Annotated in this window: 25 protein-coding genes; 9 read left to right on the top strand and 16 right to left on the bottom strand. The window is 69.2% G+C overall.

All coding sequences use genetic code 11. The features are described from left to right. Nucleotides 1–270: 270 nt before the first annotated feature. Complete coding sequence (locus tag NG1_RS18080; protein ID WP_062972331.1) at nucleotides 271–3852, top strand: serine/threonine-protein kinase; 3582 nt, start codon at nucleotides 271–273, stop codon at nucleotides 3850–3852. Nucleotides 3853–3862: 10 nt separating this feature from the next. Here the strand turns inward: NG1_RS18080 and NG1_RS18075 are convergent, their stop codons facing one another. Both NG1_RS18075 and NG1_RS18070 read right to left on the bottom strand, forming a co-directional pair. Continuing rightward, nucleotides 3863–5179, bottom strand: coding sequence for a class I SAM-dependent methyltransferase (locus NG1_RS18075; protein WP_040864410.1), 1317 nt, complete (start codon nucleotides 5177–5179; stop codon nucleotides 3863–3865). After that, a complete protein-coding gene (locus NG1_RS18070; protein ID WP_062972330.1) occupies nucleotides 5176–6618 on the bottom strand; it encodes an FAD-binding oxidoreductase in 1443 nt (480 codons plus the stop codon). The genes NG1_RS18075 and NG1_RS18070 overlap by 4 nt, the downstream gene beginning before the upstream one ends. 199 nt (nucleotides 6619–6817) lie before the next feature. Here NG1_RS18070 and NG1_RS18065 point away from each other — a divergent pair, with 199 nt between their 5' ends. Next, on the top strand, nucleotides 6818–7252 hold the full coding sequence (locus NG1_RS18065) for an SRPBCC family protein (RefSeq protein WP_040864411.1): 435 nt from the start codon (nucleotides 6818–6820) through the stop codon (nucleotides 7250–7252). Between the two features lie 52 nt (nucleotides 7253–7304). Here the strand turns inward: NG1_RS18065 and NG1_RS18060 are convergent, their stop codons facing one another. Genes NG1_RS18060 through NG1_RS18050 form a run of 3 tightly spaced genes read right to left on the bottom strand, consistent with a single transcriptional unit; the run spans nucleotide 7305 to nucleotide 9161 of the window. Further along, nucleotides 7305–7652: a VOC family protein gene (locus tag NG1_RS18060; RefSeq protein WP_062972328.1), complete on the bottom strand. Its 348-nt coding sequence runs from the start codon at nucleotides 7650–7652 to the stop codon at nucleotides 7305–7307. A 13-nt stretch (nucleotides 7653–7665) separates the two neighbouring features. Beyond that, nucleotides 7666–8478 carry a MerR family transcriptional regulator gene (locus tag NG1_RS18055; protein WP_062972325.1) on the bottom strand — a complete coding sequence of 271 codons (813 nt, stop codon included), beginning with the start codon at nucleotides 8476–8478 and terminating at the stop codon, nucleotides 7666–7668. Between the two features lie 50 nt (nucleotides 8479–8528). Continuing rightward, a complete protein-coding gene (locus NG1_RS18050; RefSeq protein ID WP_062972323.1) occupies nucleotides 8529–9161 on the bottom strand; it encodes a hypothetical protein in 633 nt (210 codons plus the stop codon). Nucleotides 9162–9352: 191 nt separating this feature from the next. On the opposite strand from NG1_RS18050, the gene NG1_RS18045 reads away from it, so the two are divergent. The 3 genes from NG1_RS18045 (at nucleotide 9353) to NG1_RS18035 (ending at nucleotide 10988) form a co-directional block, all read left to right on the top strand. Next, nucleotides 9353–9685, top strand: a complete 333-nt coding sequence (locus NG1_RS18045; RefSeq protein ID WP_062972321.1) for a YbaB/EbfC family nucleoid-associated protein — start codon at nucleotides 9353–9355, stop codon at nucleotides 9683–9685. Between the two features lie 13 nt (nucleotides 9686–9698). Next, nucleotides 9699–10307 (top strand): recombination mediator RecR, encoded by a 609-nt coding sequence (gene recR / locus NG1_RS18040; protein ID WP_040864415.1) that lies wholly within the window; start codon nucleotides 9699–9701, stop codon nucleotides 10305–10307. A gap of 63 nt (nucleotides 10308–10370) precedes the next feature. Then, nucleotides 10371–10988: a LysE family translocator gene (locus NG1_RS18035; RefSeq protein WP_062972319.1), complete on the top strand. Its 618-nt coding sequence runs from the start codon at nucleotides 10371–10373 to the stop codon at nucleotides 10986–10988. Nucleotides 10989–10994: 6 nt separating this feature from the next. Here NG1_RS18035 and NG1_RS18030 read toward each other — a convergent pair whose 3' ends face one another. Next, entirely contained in the window at nucleotides 10995–11639 is a 645-nt protein-coding gene (locus NG1_RS18030; RefSeq protein ID WP_062972317.1) for a hypothetical protein, read from the bottom strand. A 21-nt stretch (nucleotides 11640–11660) separates the two neighbouring features. After that, entirely contained in the window at nucleotides 11661–11864 is a 204-nt protein-coding gene (locus NG1_RS18025; RefSeq protein WP_062972314.1) for a hypothetical protein, read from the bottom strand. Between the two features lie 156 nt (nucleotides 11865–12020). Between NG1_RS18025 and NG1_RS18020 the strand changes: the two genes are divergently transcribed. The 3 genes from NG1_RS18020 to NG1_RS18010 are packed head-to-tail and all read left to right on the top strand — an operon-like array spanning nucleotide 12021 to nucleotide 16337. Continuing rightward, complete coding sequence (locus NG1_RS18020; protein ID WP_084499004.1) at nucleotides 12021–15026, top strand: circularly permuted type 2 ATP-grasp protein; 3006 nt, start codon at nucleotides 12021–12023, stop codon at nucleotides 15024–15026. Further along, nucleotides 15023–15970 carry a transglutaminase family protein gene (locus tag NG1_RS18015; protein ID WP_062972313.1) on the top strand — a complete coding sequence of 316 codons (948 nt, stop codon included), beginning with the start codon at nucleotides 15023–15025 and terminating at the stop codon, nucleotides 15968–15970. The genes NG1_RS18020 and NG1_RS18015 overlap by 4 nt, the downstream gene beginning before the upstream one ends. Nucleotides 15971–15992: 22 nt before the next feature. Next, nucleotides 15993–16337, top strand: coding sequence for an ester cyclase (locus NG1_RS18010; protein ID WP_157114103.1), 345 nt, complete (start codon nucleotides 15993–15995; stop codon nucleotides 16335–16337). An 87-nt stretch (nucleotides 16338–16424) separates the two neighbouring features. Here the strand turns inward: NG1_RS18010 and NG1_RS18005 are convergent, their stop codons facing one another. The 8 genes from NG1_RS18005 to NG1_RS17970 all read right to left on the bottom strand — a co-directional run bounded on the left by NG1_RS18005 (nucleotide 16425) and on the right by NG1_RS17970 (nucleotide 23513). After that, nucleotides 16425–16679: a MerR family transcriptional regulator gene (locus NG1_RS18005; protein WP_062972309.1), complete on the bottom strand. Its 255-nt coding sequence runs from the start codon at nucleotides 16677–16679 to the stop codon at nucleotides 16425–16427. Further along, complete coding sequence (locus NG1_RS18000) at nucleotides 16676–17020, bottom strand: hypothetical protein (RefSeq protein WP_063910370.1); 345 nt, start codon at nucleotides 17018–17020, stop codon at nucleotides 16676–16678. Before NG1_RS18000 ends, NG1_RS18005 begins: the two co-directional genes overlap by 4 nt. A gap of 118 nt (nucleotides 17021–17138) precedes the next feature. Continuing rightward, nucleotides 17139–17843, bottom strand: a complete 705-nt coding sequence (locus NG1_RS17995; RefSeq protein WP_062972307.1) for a type 1 glutamine amidotransferase — start codon at nucleotides 17841–17843, stop codon at nucleotides 17139–17141. Next, on the bottom strand, nucleotides 17840–19078 hold the full coding sequence (locus tag NG1_RS17990) for a MurT ligase domain-containing protein (protein WP_062972305.1): 1239 nt from the start codon (nucleotides 19076–19078) through the stop codon (nucleotides 17840–17842). Before NG1_RS17990 ends, NG1_RS17995 begins: the two co-directional genes overlap by 4 nt. Before the next feature lie 65 nt (nucleotides 19079–19143). Further along, complete coding sequence (locus NG1_RS17985) at nucleotides 19144–19785, bottom strand: pyridoxamine 5'-phosphate oxidase family protein (RefSeq protein ID WP_062972304.1); 642 nt, start codon at nucleotides 19783–19785, stop codon at nucleotides 19144–19146. A 435-nt stretch (nucleotides 19786–20220) separates the two neighbouring features. Continuing rightward, nucleotides 20221–20433, bottom strand: coding sequence for a hypothetical protein (locus tag NG1_RS17980; protein ID WP_157114102.1), 213 nt, complete (start codon nucleotides 20431–20433; stop codon nucleotides 20221–20223). Between the two features lie 116 nt (nucleotides 20434–20549). Further along, complete coding sequence (locus tag NG1_RS17975; RefSeq protein ID WP_062972302.1) at nucleotides 20550–22322, bottom strand: hydroxysqualene dehydroxylase; 1773 nt, start codon at nucleotides 22320–22322, stop codon at nucleotides 20550–20552. A gap of 240 nt (nucleotides 22323–22562) precedes the next feature. After that, the gene (locus NG1_RS17970) at nucleotides 22563–23513 is read right to left on the bottom strand and encodes an EamA family transporter (protein WP_062972301.1); all 951 of its coding nucleotides are present in this window, start codon (nucleotides 23511–23513) and stop codon (nucleotides 22563–22565) included. Nucleotides 23514–23615: 102 nt separating this feature from the next. On the opposite strand from NG1_RS17970, the gene NG1_RS17965 reads away from it, so the two are divergent. Then, entirely contained in the window at nucleotides 23616–24551 is a 936-nt protein-coding gene (locus tag NG1_RS17965) for a LysR family transcriptional regulator (RefSeq protein ID WP_062972434.1), read from the top strand. A gap of 36 nt (nucleotides 24552–24587) precedes the next feature. On the opposite strand, the gene NG1_RS17960 is transcribed toward NG1_RS17965, so the two are convergent. Next, nucleotides 24588–26216 (bottom strand): MinD/ParA family ATP-binding protein, encoded by a 1629-nt coding sequence (locus tag NG1_RS17960; RefSeq protein WP_084499003.1) that lies wholly within the window; start codon nucleotides 26214–26216, stop codon nucleotides 24588–24590. Nucleotides 26217–26291: the final 75 nt, after the last annotated feature.

The raw sequence follows: 26291 nt of genomic DNA, 5'->3' as shown, positions 1-26291 counted from the left end.
AGACGTGGCGGCGGTCACGAACAGAGGCGGCACCTGCAAAGGTGAGCGCGAGAGCCCATTTCGCGCCGGACATCGAGCCCCGGCCGGAGCACTGAGCTGCGCGGAACGCACGGATCGGCGGCACGGGTCGTCCTGTTCGGAAACGTCACCCGCCTGATACCGGGCCGCGCTACGTTGGAGTATGCGCAGACATATCGGACACCGCGTCCGGGGTCGGCGCGGAGTTTGGTCGCCGATGTCGCCGATTCGATGTGAGTTCGAGGTGATCACATGAATCCACAGACGCGTTCGGGCCGGGTGCGCCCCGAATCGACTGCGGCCGAGACGGACACGCGGCGGGAGGCGCCCATCGACATCGCCGACGAGTTGGAGGCGATGGGCCTGTCCGGTGCGGTGGAGATCGGCCGGGGCGGATTCGGCGTGGTGTATCGCTGCGTGCAGACCGCGCTGGATCGGGTGGTCGCGGTGAAAGTGCTCTCCTCGGAGATCGACCAGGAGAGCCGGGAGCGGTTCCTGCGTGAGGAACAAGCCATGGGCAGGCTGTCCGGCCACCCGAATATCGTCGACATCCTCCAGGTGGACGTGACGGCGACCGGCATGCCGCTCATCGTCATGCCGTACTGCACCCATGGGTCGCTGGAGCAGCTCATCCGCGATCAGGGCCCGCTGACCTGGGCGGACTCGCTGCGAGCCGGGGTCAAGCTGGCGGGCGCCATCGAGAGCGCACACCGCGCCAGGATCCTGCACCGTGACGTGAAACCGGCCAACGTCCTGCTCAGCGGCTATGGCGAACCGCAGCTGACGGATTTCGGCATCGCCCGCATCCCGGGCGGGTTCCGCACGTCCAGCAGCATGATCACCGGCTCGCCCGCGTTCACCGCGCCGGAGGTCCTCAAAGGCGACGAGCCGACTATCCGTTCCGACGTCTACGGCCTCGGCTCGACGCTGTTCGCGTTGCTCACCGGGCACGCTGCCTTCGAGCGGCAGGCGGGGGAGCGGGTGGTGGCGCAGTTCTTGCGAATCACCACCCAGCCCGTGCCGGACCTGCGCGAACAGGACATTCCGCCGGATGTGGCCACCGTCATCGAACACGCGATGGCTCCGAGTCCGCGAGATCGCCCGGCCAGCGCTTACGAGTTCGGCGAGATGCTGCGCGAGGTGCAGCGCGGCCACGGCCAGCTGCCCGACGAGATGGCGCTGCTGGACACCACGCCGGAGCCCGAACCGACGATTCCGACCGCGGTGGGCCTACCGACCGTGGCGTGGACCGGTTCCCGTCCCGCGGTCACCGCGCGACGCAGCTGGCCGTTGACGCTGCGGCCCGCCGTCTCGCAGCATTCGGCGACTTCGACGACGGCACCGCCGACGGCTGTGACCAAATTCCGTCCCCCCACGCCCACGCGAGACCCGATACCGCGGCCGCGTCTGCTGGACACCCTGCGCGGGGGCGGACGGCGCAGACTCGCGGTGATCCACGCGCCCGCGGGGTTCGGCAAGAGCACACTGGCCGCGCAGTGGCGCGCCGAACTCACCGAGGGCTCCGCCGCCGTCGCCTGGATCGGTATCGACCGCGACGACGACAACGAGATCTGGCTGCTCGCCCACCTGATCCAGGCGATCCGCCGGGTGCATCCGGACGTCGGCGCCGGTCTGGACCAGGTGCTGGAGGAGCGGCCCGCCGACGCCGCCGCGTTCGTGATTCCCACGCTCATCGACGAGATCCACGCCGCGGGCAAGACGGTCGTGGTGATCGTGGAGGACTGGCAGCGGATCACCGACGCGGGCGCGCACCGGGCGATGGAAGCCCTGCTGGACAACGGCTGCCACCACCTGCGTTTCGTCGTGACCAGCCGAGAGCAATCCGGCCTGCCGACGAGCCGGATGCGGGTACACGACGAACTGGTCGAGATCGGCTCGGCCGCGTTGCGCCTGACCGAGGCGGAGACCAGGCAGATCCTCGTCGAGCGCAACGGATTCGACCTGACCCCCGAGCAGGTGACCGAGATCCACACCGCCACCGACGGCTGGCCCGCGGCCATCCAGCTGGTCGGACTGTCCCTGCGCGGCAACGCCGACCCCGCTCAGCTGATCGCCACACTGTCGGAGGGCAACCACGGCATCCGCGAATACCTCGCCGAGAACGTGCTGGACACCTTGGAACCCAAGATGCTCGAGTTCCTCATGTCGATCGCGGTGACCGAGCGGATCTGCGGCTCGCTCGCCGCGGCGCTGTCCGGTGAACCGGACGCCGAACAGCTACTCGAGCAGGCCGAGCAACGGGAGCTGTTCCTGCGGCGCATCGAGCACGACCCGGAGTGGTTCCGGATGCAACCGCTGTTCGCCGAGCATCTGCGGACCCGGCTCGATCGCGTTCACCCCGGGAAGTCGAAGTCGCTGCACCGCAAGGCTTCGCGCTGGTACGCCGAACACCAACTGCTGCGCAAGTCGGTCGACCACGCATTGGCCGCGACCGATCTGAAGATGGCGCTGGACCTGCTCGAGGGCGGCGGGATGGACCTGATCGACGGATCCCGGCTCGCCACCCTGCTGGGCAGCGTGTCGAAACTGCCGATGCAGCAGGTGGCCTCGCGCTCGAAGTTGCTGATAGCGGTGGCCAGGGCGAATGTCAACTTGCAGCAGTCCGGCGCGGCGCGCAACGCACTGGGCAGGCTGTCCAACATCCTGGCCCGCGGCTCCACCGGTGACGCGGATGTGCGCGTGCAGCGCTGCCAGGCGGCGGTGCTCGCCGCCTCGGACCAGATCGCGCGCGACCACACCGAGGGCGTGCTGGATCGGGTCGCGGACTGCTTGCAGGAGCCGGACGATCTACCGGCGTGGACGGTCTCGACCGCGGCGAACCTCACCACGTTCGTGCGCCTGTGTGGATTCGACTTCGAGGGCGCCAGGAAGATCCAGGAATGGGCCGAGGACTATCACAAGGACTCGAAAGACCCGCTCGGCCTGGTATTCGGGCGCTGCGGCCAGGGCGCGGCCGCCTACGAGCAACTCGACGTCGCCACCGCCACCCGCTGTTTCCAGCAGGCCTGGGAGTCCGCGCGCGAGCGCTCCGGACCGCGCTCGCACGCGGTGCGCGTGGCCGCCGCTCTGCTCGGCGAAACGAGTTATCGCCGGGGTGATCTGGAGACCGCCGACCGGCTGCTGGACGAAAGCCACGAGCTGGTCACCCGGGTGGGGCCGGTGGACTTCCTGATCTCCACCTTCGTCGTCGGCGCGCGGGTCAAGGCGGTCGGCGGGGATCTGTTCACCGCGGCCACGCGGCTGGACGAGGGCGCGCGCATCGCCGCCGACAACCGCCTGGCGCGCCTGGCCGCGCACATCCGCGCCGAACGGCTGCGCCTCGGGCTGCCGCTGGAGGCCGGGGAGCGCCGCTACACCGATCTCAGCGAGTCCACGCCGTTGCAGATGGGGCATCGGCTGACCGGCGCAGCCCTGCTCACCGCCGAGGCGGAGGAACTCGCGGCTATTCGTGCTCTGCTCGCCGAACACCGGCCCGGCTCCGACGACCGGGCCGTTCGCCGCGCCCGCGCGCTCTACGACCACACTCTGCAAAAGCACCGTCCGCGCGCCCAATTGGACGCCGCGCTGCTGCTGGCCGAATGTCTGGCCACCGCGGGCTGGGTCGGCGAGGCCACCAACCTGCTGCTGCCCGCGGTCACCACCTGCGCAGGCCTCGGCTGGACCAGGCCGCTGCTGGACGCGGGCCCCGGCGTGGTCGGCATCCTGCGCGTGCTGCGCGCCGACCTGCCCGCCTCGGCCCAGGTCGGTGACATCGAACTGCCCGCCCCCTTCCTGGATGAACTCCTGAACGAGGCGGGCAGTCAGGCCTACTGAACGAACCGGACTACGGCTGCCACCACGGACGCAGCGGCACGGTCCAGTCGCCGTCGGCGGGGAGCTTGACCCCGAGCACCTGGTGCAGCTGAACCACGTTGCGCTGGAAGCCCAGCCGGCACCCCGCCATGTACAGGCCCCACACCTTCGCGGTGCCCTCGCCGACCTCGGCCACGCAGGCGTCCCAGTTGGCAACCAGGTTCTTGCACCATTCGTGCAGGGTCAGGGCGTAGTGCTCGCGCAGGTTCTCCTCGTGCAGCACCTCGAGCCCGATGTTCTGGATCTCGGAGATGATCCGCCCGGAGCCGATCAGCTCGCCGTCCGGGAACACGTAGCGGTCGATGAAATCGCCCGCCTTGGTGGTGCGGGTGTTGTCCGGGCGGGTGATGCAGTGATTCAGGAACAGGCCGCCGTCGCGCAGCTTGCTCTTGATGAAGTCGAAGTAGAACGGGTAGTTGTGCACACCGATGTGCTCGGTGAGGCCGATCGAGGACACCGCGTCGAACTCGCCCTCCGGCACATCGCGGTAGTCGGAATGGCGCACCTCCGCCAGGTCGGCCAGGCCTTCCTCGGCGATCTTCTTCTGCGCCCAGTCCGCCTGCTCGGCCGAGAGCGTCGCGCCGATCACCTTCACGCCGCGCTTGGCGGCATAGCGCACCATGCCGCCCCAGCCGCAGCCGATGTCGAGCAGCCGGTCGCCCTCCTTCAACCGGAGCTTCTCGAACACCAAGCGGTACTTGTTCTCCTGTGCCTGCTCGAGCGTCCAGTTCTCGTCGCCGTAGACCGCGCAGGTGTAGGTCATCGACGGGCCGAGCACATACTCGTAGAAGGCGTTCGAGACGTCGTAATGGTGGTGGATCGCCTCGGCGTCGCGGGTCTTGGAGTGGCGCAGGCCCTCGAAGGCGATCCGGCGCCAGCGCGGCAGGGTCTCCTGCGGCGGCGGGGCGACCGGCTTGAGCCGCTCCCAGCCCAGCGAGCGCGCGATGGTCACCAGGGCCAGCGCGGACGGACGGCGGAACTTCAACCCGTCCAGCGCCTTCAGGATCTCGTACGGATCGCCCGGGTGCACGCCGGTCGCGGTCATGTCGCCGGAAATGTAGGCGCGGGCCATGCCCAGGTCGCCGGGGGCCGTCGCCAGATAGTTGATGCCGCGCGGGGTACGGATGTCCAGCGCGAACTCCGAATCCCGCGGTCCGGTCGAGCTGCCGTCGTAGGCCGTCAATCGGATCGGGACTTCACCCTCGACGAGGGTCTCGAAGATCTCGGCAATGCTGAGTTTGGTCCCGAGATCGGCGAAGACATCGGAACGGTCCTTGAATGTCGTCATCTGCGTTGCACCGCCTTCGAATACAAATCCAGCAGGCGCTGGTCCGGGTCGTAGCGTTTCTTCAGTTCGGTATAGATGTTTCCGCCGTAGAGCGCCGCGAACTCATCCTTGTCGTAGAAGGAATCCGAGTACAGCGACTTATGACCGTCGAACTCGGTCACCGTGCGCTCGATCGCGCGGTTGGCCGCGCCCTCTCGCTGCCCGGGGGTGGTGGGCACGGCCGACCAGAATCCGACATTCACGTAGGTCCGGTCCGGCTCCAGGGGGTACAGCGGCCAGGTGCGTCCGCCCGGCCCAGCCGGGTCGCCGCTCTCGCGCAAACGCAGTGGGCACAGCCAGATCGGCTCGATCGGGATCTCGCGCAGAAACCATTCCACGAAGTCAGCGGTGCGGTCCACCGGCACCTCGATGTCCTGCACGACCCGCTCGCGCGGGGGATTGCCCTTGCGGGCCTCCAGCTTGTCGGCGATGGCGTACTTGTGGTCCAGCGCCACGAGCTTCCAGTAGAAGCTGCTGCGCCGGTAGCGTTTCGGCCAGATCCGGCGGATCCTCGGGTGCTGTGCGCCGAAGGCGCGCGAGCACCAGAACCAGTCGGTGTCCCAGCGCCACAGGTAGTCGTGGATGGTCAGGCGGTCGCGCTTGGGCGTGTCGCCGTCGTGCTGGATGGACCGGTAGAAGATGTCCATACCGGTGTAGTCGCTGACCGGGCCCGGCTCGTCGGTGCGGCGGCCCAGCGTCAGGTAGCTCTCCTCGGCGGTGAAGACGACGCCGTCGAGATAGTCGACGGGCTCACCCTCGAAGGCACGGTCCGTCACGATCGTCGCGAGGGTCGCCTCCAGTTCACGCAGGTCCCGGAAACGCACGTGCCGCAGCGCGACGTATGGTCGCACCTCTTCCAGCTCGATCTTCAACCGCACCGTGTAGCCCAGCGTGCCGTAGGAGTTCGGGAATCCGCGGAACAGATCGGCGTGCTCGTTGTCCGGCGTGGCGGTGAGGATCTCGCCCGCGCCGGTGAGCACGTCCATCTCCAGCACCGACTCGTGCGGCAGGCCGCTGCGGAAGGACGTGGACTCGATGCCGAGGCCGGTGACCGCGCCGCCCAGCGTGATCGTCTTGAGCTGGGGAACGACCAGCGGCGCGAGCCCGTACGGGAGGGTGGCGGCGACCAGCTCCTCGTAGGTGGTCATGCCCGCGACATCGGCGGTCTTGGCGACCGGGTCGACGGCGATGACCCGGGTCAGTCCGGAGACGTCGAGACCGGGCGCTGGGTTCTTCGCCCTGGCGCGGAATAGGTTCGACGTTTTCTTCGCCAACCGGACGTTGGCGTGCTCGGGTATCGCGCGGTAGCTCGCCAAAAGACGGTCCACGCCCGCTCGATGCGCGGCAAATCCTGATTCGCGTGCGGCCGGTGCGTGTCCGGCCTTCCCCAACAGACTCACTGCCACCCCTCGACGCTAGTACGGACCAAACGGCGGGGCCACCGCGCGGGCACGGTGGCGGAGAAATGTCACGCATATGTTGCGAAATGGAATACCGAATTGTCTGGAGTAGTTCGCGGCACCCTCGGCGCTTTCCTCCCGCGCCGACAGGGCAGGATGGAGATCGGTCGAGACACCGCATCCGGACAAGGAGCTCATTGTGGGACAGGTCAGCGCCAGTAGTTCGATCGACGTGCAGGCGGATCCGCAGCGCGCGCTGGAGGCCATCGCCGACTACGACACGGTGCGTCCGCGCATTCTCTCGTCGCACTACCGCGACTACAAGGTGGTCGAAGGCGGCAAGGGCGCGGGCACCGTCGCGGAGTGGACGTTGCAGGCCACCGAGAAGCGTTCGCGCAACGTGCACGCGGTCGTCTCGGTATCCGATTCCATTGTCACCGAGCGCGACTCGAATTCGACGCTGGTGAACACCTGGACCGTCACGCCGGAGGGCACGGGCGCGCGGGTCACACTGCGCACCACCTGGAAGGGCGCGGGCGGCATCGCCGGTATCTTCGAGGGCATCTTCGCGCCGCTCGGCCTGAAGAAGATCCAGGCCGAGGTGCTCGGAAACCTGCAGCGCGAACTGGCCTGATCGACGGGCGCGACGACGGTCCGTACGGACCGTCGTCGCGGTGTCGAGCGGCCTACTCGGCGGCGATGTCGAAGAGGTTCCCCTCGGGATCGGCCAGCGTCGTCCACTTCATGCCCCACTCGTCGAAGTCGCCGACGTGCTTCGCGCCGAGGCCGATCGCGCGTCCGACTTCGTCCCGGTCGGAGGCGAGCAGGTCGAGGTGGATCACGTTCTTTCCCGGGTTCTTGTCGGGCACCCGGAGGAACATCAGCGCGGTCGCGGCACCCGTGGTCCGGCCGACGGTGGCGAACTCCGGGGTGGGGCCGGGATCGACGGGCGTCTCCAGCAATCGCGACCAGAATTCGGCGAGCGCGCCCGCGTTCTCGCAGTCGATGGTGACGTGGGCGATAGAGAGCGTCATGGATGTCTCCTTTTCACGGTTGGGCGATGGGCCAGCACACTTCGGTTCGGTAGGTGGCGGGATCGTCGGACACATCCGGTCCGAGCAGGTACAACTCGCGGATCGGTTCGGGCAACGCGACATCGTGTTCGGCGACATGACTGCCCAGCGCTCCGTAGGTGCGGTCGAAATCCTCGAACGGGCCCTCGTGCACGGTGACGGCGAATCGTCGCGTGGGTAACTCGATCGCCGAAAGTCCTGAGGGCAAGACGATGTCGGCGTCGGCGACCGGGACGAACGCGACGACCGCGCCCTCGTCCTGTTCGAAGAAATCGGTGCCGTAGGTGGCGCCGCCGACCCCCGCGGGTGCGATATCCGCGGCGGCCAGCGCCTCGTACAACGCCGGGAACGTCGACGCGCACCACCGGTCGATGTGTTCGCGCGCCACCGTCGCGCCGATCGCCGCGGCCGGGAACGCCGGAACCACGCGATACTCCACGGTGATCGGGGGTGCGGGCGTCAACAGCGAGCGCAACGACGCCACGACCGCACGGGTACGGATCAGTTCCGCCTCCATGCGCTCCAGATGCGCGCGCAGCGTGGCGTCACGGGCGTCGTCGTCCGGCGCGGCGAGGACGGCGCGGATCTCCGGGACCGGCATGTCCAGCTCGCGCAGCCGCCGGATCAACTGTGCCTGCGTGACCTGCGCCGTCGCGTACCGCCGATAGCCCGACCCGGCGTCGACGTCGACCGGAGCCAGTAGGCCGATCTCGTGGTAGTAGCGCAACGTCTTCACGCTGAGATTGCTCAGCCTGGAGAACTCGCCGATGGGGACGGTTGCCGTCATGGCACCAGCCAACACCCTCCAGCGACGGGAGGGTCAACGACACTCGGTGTTCAGGCGAGCGCGAAGGTCAGCAGCAGGGTGGTCTGGAACGCGCCGCGCCACCACGAATAGCCGAACCACACACCCGGGGTGACCTCCCGGATCTCGTCGTAGACCGGCGGCGTCGGGGAGGGCGCGTAGTTCAGGGCCCAGGCGGGCTGCCCGTCGGTCAGTGCGGGCGCCGCGTATACGTCGGCGCGCCAGCCCTCGATGCCCGCACCGGTGAGGCGGTTCATCAGGTAGCCGCCGTCCGGGCCGGTGTAGAAGGTCTTGCCGATCCACAGCGGGGGCGCGACGGCTTGCATGACCGGTGGACGAGTGACCCAGCCCGACTTCACGCCGGAGGGAACGTCGCCCAGCGGCGCGGCGCGGAAGATGGCGTCCTGCTGCTGCGCCGAGCACCGGAAGCGCAGCGAATCGAGTGTCGCGGCCTTGTCGTCCGGATAGAGGACGCAGCCGTCACCGTAGTCCGCGACCGCCGGGATGGTTTCGGCATCGATGACCTCCTGGGCATCGATCACCTCGGTCGCATCGATGATCTCCGTGTCCGCGGACGCCGTTGGCGCCGTAGCGCCGAGAAAGATGCTGGGAACACCAAGCGTGAGCACCAGGGTGCTCAGGAAACGTGCACGAACTGCGATCATCTTTGTCTCCAGATTTGCACACCGACCCCGACTCGGTGTCGATGGTAAGGCGCGCTCGGTCGGTCTCCACCGGAACTACCCAACCTGTTATCCACCATGCGTCGCGACATCGGACCCGTCGGGCCGCGCCGGGGACACGGTGCGGCAGGACTAGGCTGGCCGGTGACACCTTCTCCAGAGAGGACCCTCCCGTGCAGCCAGGTGGCCAGTTCGATATGCAACAGTTGCTCGCCCAGGCGCAGCAGATGCAGCAGGCGGTGATGGAAGCCCAGGAAGAGATCGCGGCGACCGAGGTGGAAGGCGAGGCGGGCGGCGGCCTGGTCCGGGTCACCATCAAGGCCAGCGGCGAGGTGGTGTCGCTGACCATCGACCCGAAGGCCGTGGATCCCGACGACGTCGAGACCTTGCAGGACCTGGTCATCGGCGCGGTCAACGACGCGATGGCCAACGCGCAGCGCGTCGCCGCGGAACGGCTCGGACCGCTGTCCGGTGGCCTCGGCGGCGGTTCGCTGCCCGGTTTCTGAGCCGGGGTAGCAGTTGTACGAGGGTCCGGTCCAGGATCTGATCGACGAATTGGGCAAGCTGCCCGGCGTCGGTCCGAAGAGCGCCCAGCGCATCGCCTTTCACCTGCTCGGGGTGGAGCCGCCGGAGATCGATCGGTTGCAGGCCGCGTTGCAGAAGGTGCGCGACGGTGTGCAGTTCTGCGTGACGTGCGGGACGGTCTCCGACGGCGAGCTGTGCCGTATCTGCGCCGACCCGCGCCGGGACCGGACGATGATCTGCGTGGTCGAGGAACCCAAGGACGTGCAGGCGATCGAGCGCACCCGGGAGTTCCGCGGTCGCTACCACGTGCTCGGCGGCGCGCTCGATCCGCTCAGCGGCATCGGCCCCGACCAGCTGCGCATCCGGGAGTTGCTGGCGCGCATCGGAAACCAGGAGGACGGCGTCGACGTCAGCGAGGTGATCATCGCGACCGATCCGAACACCGAGGGCGAGGCCACGGCCACCTATCTGGTCCGGATGCTGCGCGACTTCCCCGGCCTGAGCGTGACCAGGCTGGCCTCGGGCCTGCCGATGGGCGGCGACCTCGAATTCGCCGACGAGCTGACCCTCGGCCGCGCGCTGTCCGGGCGGCGCGCGCTGTAGCAGGCGCAAACGCTTCTCCCGAGCGGGATTGCGTGCCGCCCGGCGTGGGTTACCGTGTCGGAGATGAGCATCGAATTCTTGCTGACGACGCTCGTCATCGTCGCCACCCCCGGAACCGGTGTCCTGTTCACGCTCGCGGCCGGGCTGTCCAGGGGCGTGCGGGCCGCGGTGATCGCGGCTTTCGGCTGCACGCTCGGCACCGTCCCGCACCTGATCGCGGCGATCACGGGTCTGGCCGCGCTGCTGAACGCCGGCGCGGTCGCCTTCCAGACGCTGAAGTACCTCGGCGTCGCCTATCTGGTGTACATGGCCTGGAGCACCTTCCGGGACAAGGGCGCGCTCGCCGTGCCGGAACGGACCGGGCACACCGCGCCCTCGGTGCGGAAGGTGATCACCTCGGCGGTACTGCTGAACCTGCTCAACCCCAAGTTGACCATCTTCTTCTTCGCGTTCCTCCCGCAGTTCGTGCCCAGCGGCGCGCCGAACGCGGTCGCGCGCATGCTCGAGCTGAGCGGCATCTTCATGCTGGCGACCTTCGCGGTGTTCGCGGTATACGGCGCCTGCGCGGCCGCCGTCCGCGACCAGGTCGTCTCCCGGCCCGCCGTCGTCACCTGGACGCGGCGGGTTTTCGGTGCCTCGTTCCTCGCGCTGGCGGGCCGGCTGGCCGTCCAGAACCAGTGACGGGTGCTAGAGATCGACGCGCGACCAGGGTAGGCCGGGGAAACGGCTGCGGTCGTCGTTGGCCCAGCCCCAGATGAGGGCGGCCACGGTGGCCGGGTCGGAGACGGTCGTGCCGAAATGCCTGTCGGGATCGCCGTCCCGGTACTCCACGGTGTACGCGCCGGAGTTGTCACGGTAGGTCTGGATGTAGAACTGGTCGCCGCGCTCGACCACGAGGTACGGGTTGGGCGGGCTCAGCTCCGGGATCCACTGCTGGACAAGCGCTTCGGTCGGGTACGGGAACTCGCCCGCACCACCGTGCGTGACCATGGCGCCGACGTGCCCGGCGGGATCGATCAGCCAGGCCAGCTGGGGGTCGTAGACGGCGTAGTTCAGCGGTGTGGCCAGTTCGAACAGCAGGTGGCGGACGAAACCGATCGCGTCGTAGGGACACGCCACGTGCAGCACCGCGCCGGTGGCCGCGCCGCCTACCGGCGCGGTGCTGAGAAAGCCGTCCTCCTCGGGCAGTTCCGCGTTGCGTCTGTTCAGTTCGGCCGCGATCCGCGCTACCGTCCCCGACTCGGGGGCGCCCTGCTGGGTGCTCAGGTAGGCGTCGACCTCCGCGATCGACGACGCGACACCGGACGGTAGCAACACGTGGTCATAGCTCACCGGGCCAGGGTACGGAACCGTTCAGGCGCGGCGGCGGACCGTGTCGTCGGTGCACCGGCAGCCGCCCGCGAGGTCTCGGCAATCGAGGACGAAGGCGTGCCGGTCATGGCTGAGCTCGAGGCACTGCTCGTCGGTGCATTCCGCGATCCGGCTCGCGTGCACGATCAGGGTTCCATGGCAGTGGTCGAACGCGGATTCGCAAGATGAACAACCTGGTGTACGCATATGACCTCCTGACGAGATCGTTGTCGTGGTTCGGTGATACCACCGGCTCGGCGGTCGCGGTGGGACCCCGGCCCGCGTGTCGCCGTGTCCGGCGCGGGTGCTGCCACGCCGCGCGGGCTGCCGGTTCGCCCGGTGCCGGGGCCGCGACATGCGAAAATGGTCACAAAGCCCGCCGGGCGCGGACCGCCCGGAGCGTTCGACGACCGTTGGTACGGATGGCGCGGAAGCGAGGTCGGCGCGGTGACGTTGCGCGATGAGCGGCGGGAGACCGCGACCGGCGCCACGGTGCGCGAGCAGTTCACGCGCTACCGCTCGGAGGGCGCCGAAACCGCCGCCTACGACGAATGCGGCGCGCCCGTCGCGGGTTACTACGACGAACTGGTCGACGCGGACGGCAACGTGCGCCGGATGTGGTCGGAGCTGTCGGCCGACTTCGCCGAACTCGGCGGGGACGGCCTCGGCAGGCTGGACAGCCGGGTGCGCAGGCTGATCGATGACGACGGCATCACCTACCTCGAGGTCGGCGCAGCGGCCGAAACCCCGGCGCCGTGGCGCCTCGATCCGATTCCCCTGCTGGTCGCCGCCGACGATTGGACCCGGCTGGAGGCCGGGCTGGAGCAGCGCTCCCGCGTGTTCGACGAGGTGCTCACCGATATCTACGGGCCGCGCAGGACGCTCGGCTCGGGGCTGCTCGCGCCGGAGGCCGTGTTCGGCAACCGCGGCTACGTCCGGGCCGCGCACGGCATCACCGTGCCGGGGCGCCACCAGCTCTTCCTGCACGCCTGCGATATCAGCCGTTGGAGCGACGGGCGGTTCCGGGCGCTCGCCGACTGGACGCAGGCGCCGGCGGGCGCCGGATACGCGCTGGCGGACCGCAGGGTGGTCTCGACCGCTGTCCCGGAATCGTTCGAGCACGCCAATCCGCGTCCGCTGACGCCGTTCGCCAGGGCGATGCGATTGATGCTGATCGAATCGGCGCCGACCGACGACGACGAGCCGGTGGTCGTGGTGCTCAGCCCCGGCGTGCACTCCGAGACCGCGTTCGATCAGGCGTATCTCGCTTCCACGCTCGGTTTTCCGCTGGTGGAGAGCGCCGATCTGGTGGTGCGCGACGGCGCGCTGTGGATGCGGTCGCTGGGCACGCTGAAGCGGGTGGATGTGGTGTTGCGCCGGGTGGACGCCGAATTCTCCGATCCGCTCGATCTGCGGCCGGATTCCCGGCTGGGCGTGGTGGGACTGGTCGAGGTACTGCGGCGCGGCGCGGCGACGGTGGTGAACACGCTCGGCAGCGGGCTGCTGGAGAATCCCGCGCTGGCCGGTTTCCTGCCCGCCCTGTCCCGCGCGCTGCTGGGCGAGGACCTGCTGCTGGAGAGCGCGCCGTCGTACTGGGGTGGGCACGAGCGGGAACGCAAGCATTTGATCGCGCGGCTGGACAAGCTGGTTCTCCGCTCCGCGGTCGACGGGGCCACGTTGTTCGGTCCCGAGCTGAGCCGGGATCAGCGCGCGGAGTTGAAGGCCAGGATCGATGCGCACGGGTGGCAGTGGGTGGGCCAGGAACCGGCGCAGTTCTCCGTCACGCCCGCCATCCGCGATCACGACGGTCTCGGCGCGGCTCCCGTCGGCATGCGATTGTTCTCGCTCGCCCACCGGGGCGGCTACACCGTAATGTCCGGTGGTCTCGGCCAGCTGCGTCAGCGCACGCCCGATCGTGCCGCGCGCAAGGTCGCCGCCAAGGACATCTGGGTACGGGCCGCGCCGACGCCCGCCGCCGCGATCAGCACCGAACCGCCCCGCGAGCGCGAACGGCGCACCGCCCCTACCGTGGCGGCGATCAGCTCACCGCGCGTGCTCAACGACCTGTTCTGGATCGGCCGTTACGGCGAGCGCGCGGAGGACGCCGCCCGTCTGCTGATCGCCACCCACGAGCGCTACCAGGAGTTCCGTTATCGCCCCTGGCTCGAAGGCGCCGAGGCGCTGCCGATCCTGCTGGCCGCCCTCGGCCGGGTCACCGCCACCGCGGCTCCGACCGAGGGACTGTTCGGCCCCGAGGTGCGAGCCCTTGCGCCGCAGCAGAGTTCGGCCGATCGAGGCACGAACGCGCCGGGCGGCGCCGTCGAGGGTGGAGTCGCGCGATACGGCGACGAGCGGGCGCACGCCGAGCCCGGCTCGACCGCGCATGCCGAAGGGCAGCCGAGACCCGTTCCGGCGCTGCCCGGTGCGGGAGGAGCCGCCCGCGAGGAAGCCGTTGCCGGTGCCGATGCGCCTCCGGTCGCGGCCGGTGTGGAGGCCGTCGCCGGGCGATCGGACAGCGACGAGACGACGAGCGCGGCGGAGGACAGCGCGCCGCCGGTGCCCGGCGCGTCCCGTGCCGGTCACGACTACCTCGTCGCGCTGACGATCGACCGGGAGCTGCCCGGTTCGCTGGCCTTCGCGATCGACCGGTACGGCAACGCCGCGCGCGCCGTGCGCGACCAGTTGTCGGTGGACACGTGGATGATCCTCGGTGCGGTCGACCGCGCGCTGGCCGGTTATCCGGCCGGGGTGGACGACCTGGAGGCGGAGTTGTCGGACGTGCATTCGCGCACCCTGGCCGGGCTGCTCGCGCTGTCCGGGATCGACGGGGAGTCGCTGATCCGCGACACCGGATGGCACGTCAGGGACATCGGCAAGCGCATCGAGCGCGGCCTCGCCATGACCGCGCTGCTCTCGGCCGCGCTGACCAAGCGGTATCCGGAACAGACCGAGCGAGAAGTGACCGACTGGGTGTTGCGAGCCACCGAGTCCTCGGTGAGCTACCGCAGGCGGCATCAGGATTCGGTGCGCCTGTCGAACGTCGCCGAACTCCTGCTGTTCGACACCGCCAACCCGCGATCACTGGCCTACCAGCTGGAACGGCTGCACGCCGATTTCCACGCGTTGCCCGGCGCTTCGGCGTCCTCGCGTCCGCAGCGGCTGCTCGCGGACGCACGCCGCATGCTGCGCCGCCTCGACCCCGACGACTTGGAGGTCACCGACTCCGACGACCGGCGCACCGAACTGGCGGAGTTGCTGGAGGGAGTGCACTTGCGGCTGCGCAAGGTATCCGAATCCTTCGAGACCACGACGCTGTCGCTGCCGGTCGGCATCCAGCCGCTGTGGGGTAGCGCGCAGGTTGTCGAATGACCGGCCCGGGCGGTGCGGTGCGCCGCTATCAAGTGGAGCATCGCACCAAGTACTCGTACTCCGGGGAGGTCACCAATTCGTACGGCCGCGCGTACCTGACGCCGCGTGATCTACCCGGTCAGCGACTGCTGTCCCACGACATCCGGATCGACCCGGCTCCCTCGGACCGGTCGGTGGGCGCGGACGTGTACGGCAACATCACCTCCTACTTCCACGTCACCACCGAACATCGTGCGCTGACCGTCGTCGGCGAATCGCTGGTCGAAGTCGACGCCCCCCTTCGGGATGGCGGCCCGGCCGCCGAACCGTGGGAGAAGGCCCGGCCGACCGGTGCGAACGGACCGTTCGCCGTGGAGTTCGCCCTCGACCTGCACCCGCCGGAGATCACCGCGGAGGTCGCGGCGTACACGGCCGAATCCTTCCCGCCGAACAGGCCGCTGCTGGACGCGGTGGCCGAGTTGAACACGCGTATCCACGACGACTTCGCCTATCGTTCCGGCGCAACGACGGTGTCCACCCGGGTGGCCGACGTGTTCGCCGCACGCGCGGGCGTCTGTCAGGACTTCGCCCGCCTCGCCGTCGCCTGCCTGCGGTCGCACGGCCTCGCCGCCCGTTACGTGTCCGGCTACCTGGCCACCGATCCGCCGCCGGGCAAGGAGCGGATGGTCGGCGCCGACGCCACGCACGCCTGGGCGGCCGTGTGGACGCCCGCCGCGCACGGCTCCGACCGCGCCGGCCACTGGCTCGACCTCGACCCCACCAACGACCAGTTCGGCGACGAGCGCTACATCACGGCCGCCTGGGGCCGGGACTACGCGGACGTCCCTCCGTTGCGCGGCATCATCTACACCGACGCCAAGGACAGCACGATCACCGTTTCCGTCGACGTCACCGAGATCGGAATCAGACCGGCACGCGTCGTGCCGGTACCGCACGACCCTTGATCGCCACCGCGAAGGACCAGTTTTGACAGTCGACCACAAGGCCGCCGCCCACCGGATGTACGAGGCGTTCAACGCCCGTGACTACACCGCGACCGAGGAGATCTTCAGCCAGGATTTCTACAGCCATCCGCTCGAAGCCACCGGGCCGAGCAGCGTCGTCCAGGCATGGAAGCGTTTCCACCAGGCCTTTCCCGACGTCCGCGTCGTCGTCGAGGACATGATCGTCGATGACGATCGAGTCGCCGTACGAACCAGCGTGCACGGCATCCCCGGCGGGCACCCACCGATGATGCTGGAGATGTTCACCATCCGCGATGGACGCATCGCCGAACTCTGGGGATTGTCCTCCCTATGGCGCGAGGCCTGAAGCCGTTGTGATTCGGTCGCGGAGGACCCTGCGGTGATCAGGATCGGAATGGGATAGCGCCCGAGGCGGATCACCAGCGCCGTGTCCTCAGCGGTCACGGTCGGCCCCCGTACTCGCGGTGACGGCGAATGGGACCGGGCAGCAGGGGTTCTCACTACAGGCGATCAGGTCGTCACATCCGGCCGCGAGTGCGGCGCGCAGGGTGTCGCGCACCGCGGTCAGCTCGGCGAGTTTCGCGTCGATCTCGGCCAGCTTTGCCGCGGCGCGGGCCTGCAACCCGGCATCGGCGCGGCGGCGGCCGAACCGGGTGGCGGCCGGCTCGCCGGTGCGCAGGCCGGTCACCTCCGGCCGCCGATCGAGGCTTCCACCCGCGTGGCGAGCGCATCGAGGACCTCGACCTCGGTGTCGGGAACCTCGATGTGCATCACCGGTCCGGAATCGGCGGTGCCGAAGCTGAACGCGAAGAACGAGCAGCAACCCGATTCCCGGGCGGCGAGATCACGGCCGACCGGTTCGGCGTCGGCGTACAGCAGCAGATCCAGCCGCGTGCGCGCGGGCCGGCGCGCGCCCCGCACCGAGTCGGCGAAGAACCGATCGAACTCCGCGACCCGGACAGGCTGCTCGACGGTGGGCAAGGTGCATGACTCCGGCACCCAATCCCCAGCGGAAGGCGAAATCATCATGTGGCCACGGTAAGCCTGTACCCGGGTACAGGATGCAACCCCGACCGGCGGAATCGGGCCCGCCTGCCCCGCGTCGACGTGCGCACCGAGCCGGACGGGGCGAGACCACCCGCCGAACTCAGGCGCGCAGGCGCTCCCGGCGGAGCTGATCGACCTCGGGGAGGTCGAGGGGAGCCAGCTCGGTGACGCCGAGGGCGCGCGTCAACAGCAGGTCGGCGAGTTCGGGGTTGCGGGCCAGCGCGGGGCCGTGCATGTACGTGCCGATCACCGAACCCTGGACGACGCCCTCCAGCCCGTCGCCGACGCCGTTGCCGACGCCACGGGTGACGCGCGCAAGGCCGTGCGCTTCGCCGCCGAGTTTCGTACCGCCACGGTGGTTTTCGAAGCCGGTGAGCGCGGCGGTGAGCCCGTCGAGCAGCGGTGCGGTGGTCACCTCGCCGATCGCGCGTTCGGCCTGCGGCGAGGTGGTGACGTCGATCAGGCCGACACCGTCCACGCGCTCGCCCACCGAGGTCTCGTACCACTGGCCGAGCACCTGGATGGCCGCGCAGATGGCCAGTACCGGAGCGCCTTTCGCGGCGGCGCGCTGCAAACCGGGATAGCGTTGCAGGTGCCGGGTGGCCAGCCGCTGGGCGGAATCCTCCGCGCCGCCCAAGGTGTAGATGTCCAGGGAATCCGGCACCGGGTCGGACAGTGTGATCTCCACGATCTCGGCGTCGTAGCCGCGCATGCGCAGTCGCTGGCGCAGCACGAGGGCGTTGCCGCCGTCGCCGTAGGTGCCCATCACGTCCGGCAGCACCAGGCCGATGCGAAAAGTACTCATGACGCCTGCTCCTCGAGGTCACGGTTGAGATCGCGGAACGCGGTGTAGTTCGCCAGCACTTCGACGTGGCCCGCGGGGCACGACGCGATGGCGCGCACCGGATCGGGCACCAAGGTGTGCTCCACGCCCGCGTAGGTCAGCCGCACCGCCAGGTCGGTGGCGCGCTCGCCCGCGGCCACCACCTGGACGCCTTCGAAGTGCTCGAACCGCACGTCCCACAGCCAGGACAGATCCTCGCCGTCGGGCACCTGGCCGTTCACCGCGATCACCAGGCCCGCGGAGGTGGGCTCGATCATCGACAGCGCCTCCTGCCAGCCTGCCGGATTCTTCGCCAGCAGCAGACGCGCGTCGTGCTCACCGACCTGCACGGTGCGGTAGCGGCCCGCGATCTCGCGGACCGTGCCCGCGGCCGCTACGGCCTGCTCCGCGTCGGCGCCGAGTGCGACGGCGGCTGCCACCGCCTGCGCCGCGTTGCCGCGATTGGCCCGGCCCGGCAGCGCGAGCCGCAGCGGGAACCGCGCGTCCTCCGGCCCGACCAGGTCTTCCCCGTCGAGCCACCAGTCCGGTTCGGGGCGTTGGAACTCCGCACCGGTACTGCGCCAGTGCGTGCCCTCCCAGACGATCGGCTCACCGCTGCGCGGGCAGCTGGTCGCGTCCATCGCCCAGCCGCTGCCCGCGGACACCCACACCACGTTCGGGTGGTCGTAGGCGATGGAGGTGACCAGGACGTCGTCGCAGTTGGCGACCACCACGGTGGCGGGGTGCCGGGCCAGCCCGGCGCGCAGCTTGCGCTCGATCATGTTGATCTCGCCGACCCGGTCGAGTTGGTCGCGGCTGAGGTTGAGCAGCACCACCGCCGAGGGGTTCAGCGAATCGGTGACGTGCGGCAGGTGCAGTTCGTCCACCTCGATCGCGGCCAGCGGCGCGCGCCGGTGCGCGTTGAGCGCGGCGACGATGCCCGCGTCCATGTTCGCGCCGTCGGCCTGGGTCGCGACCGTGCCGAGGGTGCTGAGCGCGGCGGTGGTCATCCGCGTGGTGGTGGACTTGCCGTTCGTGCCGGTCACCAGCACGGTGCGCCGCTGCCGCCCCAACTGGTCCATGACGGTCGGATCGATCTTCAACGCGATCAGGCCGCCGATCATCGAGCCCTTGCCGCGACCCGCCTTCTGCGAGGCCCAGGACGCCGCTCCCGCCGCCGCCAGCGCGAGCCGTCCGCGCACCGATATCTCTGCCACGTCGCGAGTCTATGTTCGCGCCGCGCTCCGGGCGCGCCGCGGTCGGGTGGCGTGGGCCACGCGGCTCAGTCCCGGTAGAGCTTGGCCGCGTAGTTCTCCGGCGAGTAGTAGCGCTCCAGTTCCTCCACGGTCTCGGTTACGTTCGTCTGCACCTCTTTGACCAGGCACGCAGCGCTCGGCAAGTTGTCCTCCGGCCACTGCTCGGGCTCCCACAGGTGGCTGCGCATGAACGCCTTGGCGCAATGGAAGAAGATCTGGTCGATATCCACCTCGACGGCGAGGATCGGGCGGTGCCCGCGCACCACCATGTCGTCGAAGTACGGCGCGTCGCGCACCAACCGGGCGCGGCCGTTGATCCGCAGCGTCTCGCGGCGGCCCGGGATCACGAACAGCAGGCCGACATGCGGGTTGGCCAGGATGTTGAGGTAGCCGTCGGCGCGCCGGTTACCGGGGCGCTCCGGCACGGCGAGGGTGGTGTCGTCGAGCACCCGCACGAACCCGGCCGGATCGCCTTTCGGGGAGGCGTCGCAGTTGCCGTTCGCATCGCTGGTGCTCATCACCAGGAACGGGGAGGCGGCGATCCACTCCCGGTCCCTGGCGTGCAGCGCGGCCCGCTCCTTGGTGGCGGTGCGCGGCGCGACTTCGCCGAGCAACGCCCGTAGATCCGCCGCGTCGGTGATCTGATAGGGGGCGGTGGTCTCGCGCATAGTCCGATTCAAGCACCGTTTCGCCGGGGACGGCGATCGAATTCCATTCCGGCGAAGGCAGATCGGTCACATGCGTTCAGGCGGGGAGTCGCACAGGCGCTCCGGTCGGTCGCTCCGTCGCAGACCTTCGATACTGGCAGGATTTCGGTCATCTAGCGATGAAGTCCACAGGCGTTTCCACATTGCCTGGCTGCATTCCAGCATCGGTCAACACTTTGAAATCGCATCGACTACGCAGCTTGTACCATCCTGTAGCCGACCTGGCCGGTGAATTTTGCGATGTTATTCTGGTATTCGCGCTATGCGGAATTTGCTGTGAACTCCGGGTCGGCTGGATTGGGTTCGGCAACAGTGAAGTTCGGCACGCACAGAGTTGCGGCAATGACGAATGCAGCCGCAATAAAATATTTCATTATCCCCCAGTAAAGGCGTGATCTACAACCGGTCTATTCTTACTGCGCGCAGAGTATGGGAGTCTTGCTGGGCGAATTCGTACTCGACCTCGACGTTGTCACCTATCGAGATGTCGTCGAAATCCCTCCCGCGCAACGAGTCCAATCCGAACCAGATGTGATCTCCGGTGGCCGACTCGATGATCCCCGTCGCGCGCTTGTTGTTCCAGCGCCAGATTTTTCCCCGCGTTATCAACTCCCCCTCTTTCCCATGCATAGTCAGGCACTATCGCCTCGATGACGGCGGCGCAATGAAATCATCCGAGCCCGTGCCGGCAGATCTCACACCCTGCCGTGTCCATTGATCGCGATTCAGACCGGCACGTCGAACAGGTTCGGCTGCCCCGCCGCGTAGCGGTCGGCGTCGATCCGGCGCAGCGGTTCCAGTTCGGGCGCGCGGAAGAGGGTGTACGTCCGGCAGCGCTCCGCGTTCGAACCGGCCACGTCCAGCAGCGCGTTCACCGCGGCGCGCGCGGACTCGTTGGCGCCCTCCATGGTCGCGAGATCGACATTCGTGCGCACGTAGTCGCCCGCCAGGAAGAGGTTTTCCACAGCGCCGTGCGCCTGCGGACGGTACTCCCACGACCCGGCGGTGTTGATCAGCAGCGGGTCGGCGTTGGCATTGCGCCGCTGCCCCTCCTGCCAGGTGATGCCGGGGTCGAGGAACCAGGAGTGCAGGTCGGCGTCCCCCAGCACCTCGCCGCGGTCGTCCAGGTGCGCCCGGATCTGCGCCCACGCCTCGCGCGCGATCTCCTCGTGCGTGCACTCCTTGGCCGGTTTGCCGAACAGGATGCCGGGGGTGTTCCAGTCGGAGATGTCCACCGACAGGCAGTCCCGCACAGCTCCGTCGCCGAACTCGGTCAGCTTGCGGCGCCACAGCTGGTTCTGGCTGATCGAGGTGAGCGACCACGGCGCGTCGATATAGGCGGTATGGCCGCGCGAGATGTCGGCCGACCTGCGCAGATAGAACTGGATGCCGTTCATCCAGTCGGTGACGAGGTTGTCCATCCCCGCCAATTCCGGCTGGACGGCGAGCACCTGCGGCGACCACAGGGTGCGCGCTCGTTCGGCGGGCAGCGCGACGACGAAATAGTCCGCCTCGATCGTGCGCTGCGCGCCGGTTTCGTCGACGACGCGGGCCGCGACGATCCTGCGGTCGCGCACCTCCAGCTCGCGCACCTCGGTGCCCAGCGCGAACTCGGCCCCGAGTTCGCGGATCCGCCGCATCCACGGCTCGATCCAGACCGCGGTGGTCGGGCCGTTGAGCACGCGGTCCAAGCTGCCGTCGTTGCCGATCCCCATCGGATTGCCGAGGAACTGCTCGCCCATCGTGCCGATGGTGCGCACGCTCGCCACGTTCTCCTTCGCGGCGACCATGATGCTGGTCAGCGTGCGCGAGAGCAGCGCGCGGAACTCGTGCGAGCGGGCGTGGCCGCCGACGAAATCGTGCCAGGAGGTGCGCTCCCACTGGCCGACGCGGCGGGCATCGCAGCTGGTGTTGAAGACCAGCAGGCGTTCGGCGAAGTAGATGCCCTCGTCGGGGGGCATCTTCAGCGCGGTCGACAGCGCAGCGCCGAGCGTTTCGCGGAAACTGTCCGGTGCGAATTCGGCGCGGGAACGCGGACCGAGCGGGACGCGGAAGTCGTCGCCGCCGCGGCGGGCGAATCGCGCTTCCGGTACCGCGACGAGGTTGTCCCATACGCCGTTCGCGTTGCCAGGGAACGGGATTCGGCGCATGGTGTCGGGCACGTGCTGATAGAAGCCCGGAAAGAAGCGGAAGCCGTGTTCACCGGGCAGGTCCGGTCGTCCTTCGACTCCGGTGCCCGGTACGCCGACGCTGCGGGCTTTGCCGCCCCACGCGCGCTTTTCGTAGACGGTGACCTGGAATTCGCGTTCGGCCAGCTCGTGCGCGGCGGTGAGACCGGCGACACCGCCACCCAGCACCGCGACCCGTCTTCCGCCGGGATTCGCCGCGCCCGGCGTCGGTCGCACCGCGCCCGCCGCCAGCGCACCTGCCGCCACTCCCGCCACGACCGTGTTACGAAGCAGTGTTCTTCGCGATACGGTCCATCGATTTTCTGCCATGCGCCGCTCTGTTGCTAGAACCGGGACCAATTTCCACGCCGGGCACTACTGTAAGGCGGCAATTCGAGGATCTCGCACCGACCCCGCGAAGCGATCGGTGCGACGTATGGAACTCGTGCGACCGAGCACACGCGGGCGCGGGCGCTTCGACGTCCGTGGGGTCGACGCCGATCAGGTCGCGCGGGTCCGTCCCGGCCCGCGGCGTCGCTGCCGCCGACCGGATCCGGGCGTGACAGCCGGTCAGGCCGGGTGGCCGGAGCCGGCCGGCACGGGGACGCTCGGTGCCCCGGTGCGGACGTCGGCCGTCCCGGCCCGCGGCCTGCTCGACGTGGCGGCGAACGCGCCTGCCAGCACCACCACGCCTCCGACCAGCGACAACGGGGTCGGTATCTCGCCGAGTGCAATCCAGGCGGCGGCGATGCCGACGACCGGAACGAGCAGCGAGAACGGCGCGACCAGCCCGGCGGGATAGCGCCCGAGCAAGTAGGTCCACAGTCCCGTGCCCACGACGGTCGCGAGAACGGCGATATAGGCGAGAGCCAGCAGCGCGGGCAAACCCTCGGCTGTGCACGACTCGGCGAAGGCGTGAGCCCCCGTGGTCGGCCCTTCGGCGACCACGGACAGCGCGAACAGCGGTACCGGCGGCACGGCGGTGGTCCACAGCATCAGATGCAGCGGGTTGACGCCCGGCGTCTCGGTACCCGCCAGGCGCGCGCCGATGTTGCCGAAGGCCCAGCCGAGCCCGCCCGCCAAGGTGAGCAGCACCGGGAGCAGGGTCGCGTGTTCCAGCCGGTCCCAGCCGATCACCGCCATGCCCGCCACCGCCACGGCGATCCCCGCGACCTGCGCCGGGCGAATCCGCTCACCCAGCAGCAGCGTGCCGAGCAGCACGGTGAACGGCGCCGAGGACTGTAGGACCAGCGAGGCCAGCCCGGTCGGCATGCCCACCCGCATCGCCGTGAACAGGAACGCGAATTGCAGGATGCCGAACCCGGTGCCGTACAGCAGGATCCAGCGCATCCGCACCGGAGGGCGCGGAACGAACAGCAGCGCGGGCACCGCGAGCACCGCGAAGCGCAGCGCCGCGAAGAAGAACGGGGGGAAGTGGTCGAGCCCCACCCGGATGGCGAGGAAGTTCAATCCCCAGAGCAGGACGACGGTCAAGCCGAGCAGGCGGTCGCGGTTGGTCACGCACTACATCGTGCGGCTCGCTAATCATCAGGACAATCGAATAATTATGGATGAATAATGTAGTTTCACTTAATGGATGACCCGGGCACATCTGGTCCGCCCATGGCCCTGGAGCGGCTGCGGGTGCTGCGTGAACTGGCCGATCGAGGCACCGTGGCCGCCGTCGCGGCGGCGCTGTCGATGACGCCTTCCGCCGTCTCCCAGCAGCTCAAGGTACTGGCCAGGGAAGCGGGCGTGGCCCTGCTCGAACCCGACGGCAGACGGGTGCGGCTCACCGATGCGGGCCGCGCCTTGGTGGTGCGCGCCGACGAAGTGCTCGCGGCGATGGATCGCGCGGTCGCCGAGATGGCGCACTATCGCGGCTCACCACGCGGCCGGGTCCGCGTCGCGGTGTTCCCCTCCGGCGGCGCCCTGCTGCTGCCGCATGTGCTGCCCGGCATGGTGGACAGCGGTGTCGAGGTGATCGCGCGGGACGAGGACGTGCCACCGTCGGAGGTGGCGCGACTGCTCGCCGACTACGACGTGGTCCTGACCCACCGCGACGAACGCGCCGCGCCCATCGCCGATCCGCGCGTCGTGACCCGGGTGCTCATGCGCGAGCCGATCGATGTCGTCGCGGCGCCGACGCATCGGCTCGCGGGCCGCTCGGCCGTGACGCCGGAGGAGTTGGCCGACGAGACCTGGCTGAGCGTGCGGGGCGGATTCCCCGTCGACGACGTGCTGCGCTCGATCGCCACCGTGACCGGCGTGCAGCCGCGCATAGCGCAGCGCCTCAACGATTTCCGCGTCATCGAGACCTTGGTCGCCGTCGGCTACGGTGTCGCGCTCATGCCGCGCTACGCCGTGGGCCACCCCGACCTGGCGGTGCTGCGGCTGTCCGGTGTGCGTGCCGCCCGGATGTACGAACTGGTCACCCGGCCCCGGGCCGAGGCCCGTCCGGCGATCGCGGCCGTGCTCGCTGCGTTCGAATCGGCCGCCACGTCGGCGACGGCCGATTCCGGGACGCCGCGCGGAAAAGGCACCGCCGCCCGGGCATAGCTCCGGGCGGCGGCGCCGAGTCGGCCGATGAACCGATCAGAATCCAGGCGGCGGCTGGTGCCGGTAGGGATGCTGGGACTGCGAGCTGACGTAGCCGAAGTCGTCGGCGACCATCGCCGCCAGCTCCAGCAGCGCTCGCCGCGTCGGCTTGCTCACCAGTTCCAGATCGATCTCCGCGCCCTCGGCGAGGTGGTCGTCGAACGGCACCACCTGCACCGCGCGGGTGCGGTCGAGGAACAGCTTGCGCAGCTGGTCGAGATCGACGGTGGACGCGCCGCGCCGGGAAGCGTTCACCACCACGACCGTTCGCTCCACCAGCTTGCCGTAGCCGTGGTGGTCGAGCCAGTCCAGCGTGGCCGACGCGCTGCGCGCGCCGTCGATGGCGGGCGAGGTGACCAGCACCAGCGAACTCGCCATATCCAGCACACCCGCCATCGCGGAGTGCATCAAGCCGGTGCCGCAGTCGGTCAGGATGATGTTGTAGAACGACTGCAGAATGCCGATCGCTTTGCGGTAGTCCGCTTCGCTGAACGCCTCGGAGACCGCCGGATCCTGTTCACTGGCAAGTACTTCCAAGCGGCTCGGCGCCTGCGAGGTGTGCGCCCGCACATCGGAGTACCTGGTGATGTGCTGGTCTTCGAGGAGGTTGCGCACGGTGGAGCGGGTCTGCCGCGGCACCCGGTGCGCGAGCGTGCCCAGGTCGGGATTGGCGTCGATCGCGATGACCCGGTCGCCGCGCTGCGAGGCGAAGGTGGAACCGAGACCGACCGTGGTGGTGGTCTTCCCGACGCCGCCCTTGAGCGAGAGGATCGCGATCCGGTAGTCCCCGCGTACCGGCTGATTCACCCGGTCGACGAGGTCCTGGTAGACGACGTCGGCCGCCGACTCGCCCGGGTTGATCATGCCGCCGGACGCCTTGTGCACGGCACGGCGCCAACCGCTGCGCGGCGCCCTGCGGGCCCGCCTGAGCAGGTTGAGGTCGTTCACCGAATGTCCCGGCTGGCCGGGCTGCGGCACATGCTGCGGTTGGAACGGCGGTGCGGACAGATGCGGCGGACCGCCCTGCCAGCTCGGCATCTGCGGTTGCCCGAGCGGCGGCGGAGGCGGCGGTTGGTAAGGGGGCGGCGGAGGCTGATGCGTCACCGGCGGGGGCGGCGGCGCCCAGCTGTAGATCGGGCCGCTGGGTTGATCCTGCTGCGGCGCACCGGATTCGGGCTGCGCGGAATCCACCGGAACTCGCCGGACCAAGCCGTCGCCGCCGATCTCCTGGCGGTACTCCCCGTAACCGGGATGGGGTCCGTCGGGAGGTGGGGCTATCGGGTGGCTACCGCTGTGACTCTGCTGCGGCTGAATTGCGCCGGTAGGGAACGGCTCCCCCGGAAACGGCGACGGAGGGGGATACGGGCCCGGGCTCGGCGGGGCGTACGAACCGTAGGGCTCGGCCGGTCCGGCCTGCGGGGGAGCCCAAGCCTGCGCCGGTGCGCCTGCTTGCGAGTAGACCGTGGTCTGCTCCGTCGAGCCTTGCGGCTCCGGCTGTTCGGGCTGTGCGTCCGGCTGGGCAGGCCCATCCGCCACGTCGGATTCCTTCGCTTCCTCGCCGCCGATCGGTTCGGCCGACGGATCGGTGGCCGCTGACTCCGCGTCGCTGACTTCGGCCGTCTCCACGGAATGACTCTGCAGCCAGGGCGGTGAGGTCGGATTGTGGTCGTTAGTTGTCACGGTTCCCCCATCTGCTCGGGA

It is taken from the genome of Nocardia gamkensis NBRC 108242, assembly GCF_001612985.1.
GTDB lineage: Bacteria > Actinomycetota > Actinomycetes > Mycobacteriales > Mycobacteriaceae > Nocardia > Nocardia gamkensis.
The sequence above is the reverse complement of the archived record's forward strand: the minus strand, read 5'-3'. Positions and strand labels throughout refer to the sequence as shown.

Bases quoted from the DNA above. Each gene is read 5' to 3' on its own strand.
- NG1_RS18000 (WP_063910370.1), bottom strand. From the start codon at position 17,020: ATGATGATTTCGCCTTCCGCTGGGGATTGGGTGCCGGAGTCATGCACC.
- NG1_RS18025 (WP_062972314.1), bottom strand. From the start codon at position 11,864: ATGCGTACACCAGGTTGTTCATCTTGCGAATCCGCGTTCGACCACTGC.
- NG1_RS17975 (WP_062972302.1), bottom strand. From the start codon at position 22,322: ATGGCAGAAAATCGATGGACCGTATCGCGAAGAACACTGCTTCGTAAC.
- NG1_RS18050 (WP_062972323.1), bottom strand. From the start codon at position 9,161: ATGATCGCAGTTCGTGCACGTTTCCTGAGCACCCTGGTGCTCACGCTT.
- NG1_RS18015 (WP_062972313.1), top strand. From the start codon at position 15,023: ATGACCGGCCCGGGCGGTGCGGTGCGCCGCTATCAAGTGGAGCATCGC.
- NG1_RS17985 (WP_062972304.1), bottom strand. From the start codon at position 19,785: ATGCGCGAGACCACCGCCCCCTATCAGATCACCGACGCGGCGGATCTA.
- NG1_RS18035 (WP_062972319.1), top strand. From the start codon at position 10,371: ATGAGCATCGAATTCTTGCTGACGACGCTCGTCATCGTCGCCACCCCC.
- NG1_RS18080 (WP_062972331.1), top strand. From the start codon at position 271: ATGAATCCACAGACGCGTTCGGGCCGGGTGCGCCCCGAATCGACTGCG.
- NG1_RS18060 (WP_062972328.1), bottom strand. From the start codon at position 7,652: ATGACGCTCTCTATCGCCCACGTCACCATCGACTGCGAGAACGCGGGC.
- NG1_RS18020 (WP_084499004.1), top strand. From the start codon at position 12,021: ATGGTCACAAAGCCCGCCGGGCGCGGACCGCCCGGAGCGTTCGACGAC.
- NG1_RS17965 (WP_062972434.1), top strand. From the start codon at position 23,616: ATGGCCCTGGAGCGGCTGCGGGTGCTGCGTGAACTGGCCGATCGAGGC.
- NG1_RS18075 (WP_040864410.1), bottom strand. From the start codon at position 5,179: ATGACGACATTCAAGGACCGTTCCGATGTCTTCGCCGATCTCGGGACC.
- NG1_RS17995 (WP_062972307.1), bottom strand. From the start codon at position 17,843: ATGAGTACTTTTCGCATCGGCCTGGTGCTGCCGGACGTGATGGGCACC.
- NG1_RS18055 (WP_062972325.1), bottom strand. From the start codon at position 8,478: ATGACGGCAACCGTCCCCATCGGCGAGTTCTCCAGGCTGAGCAATCTC.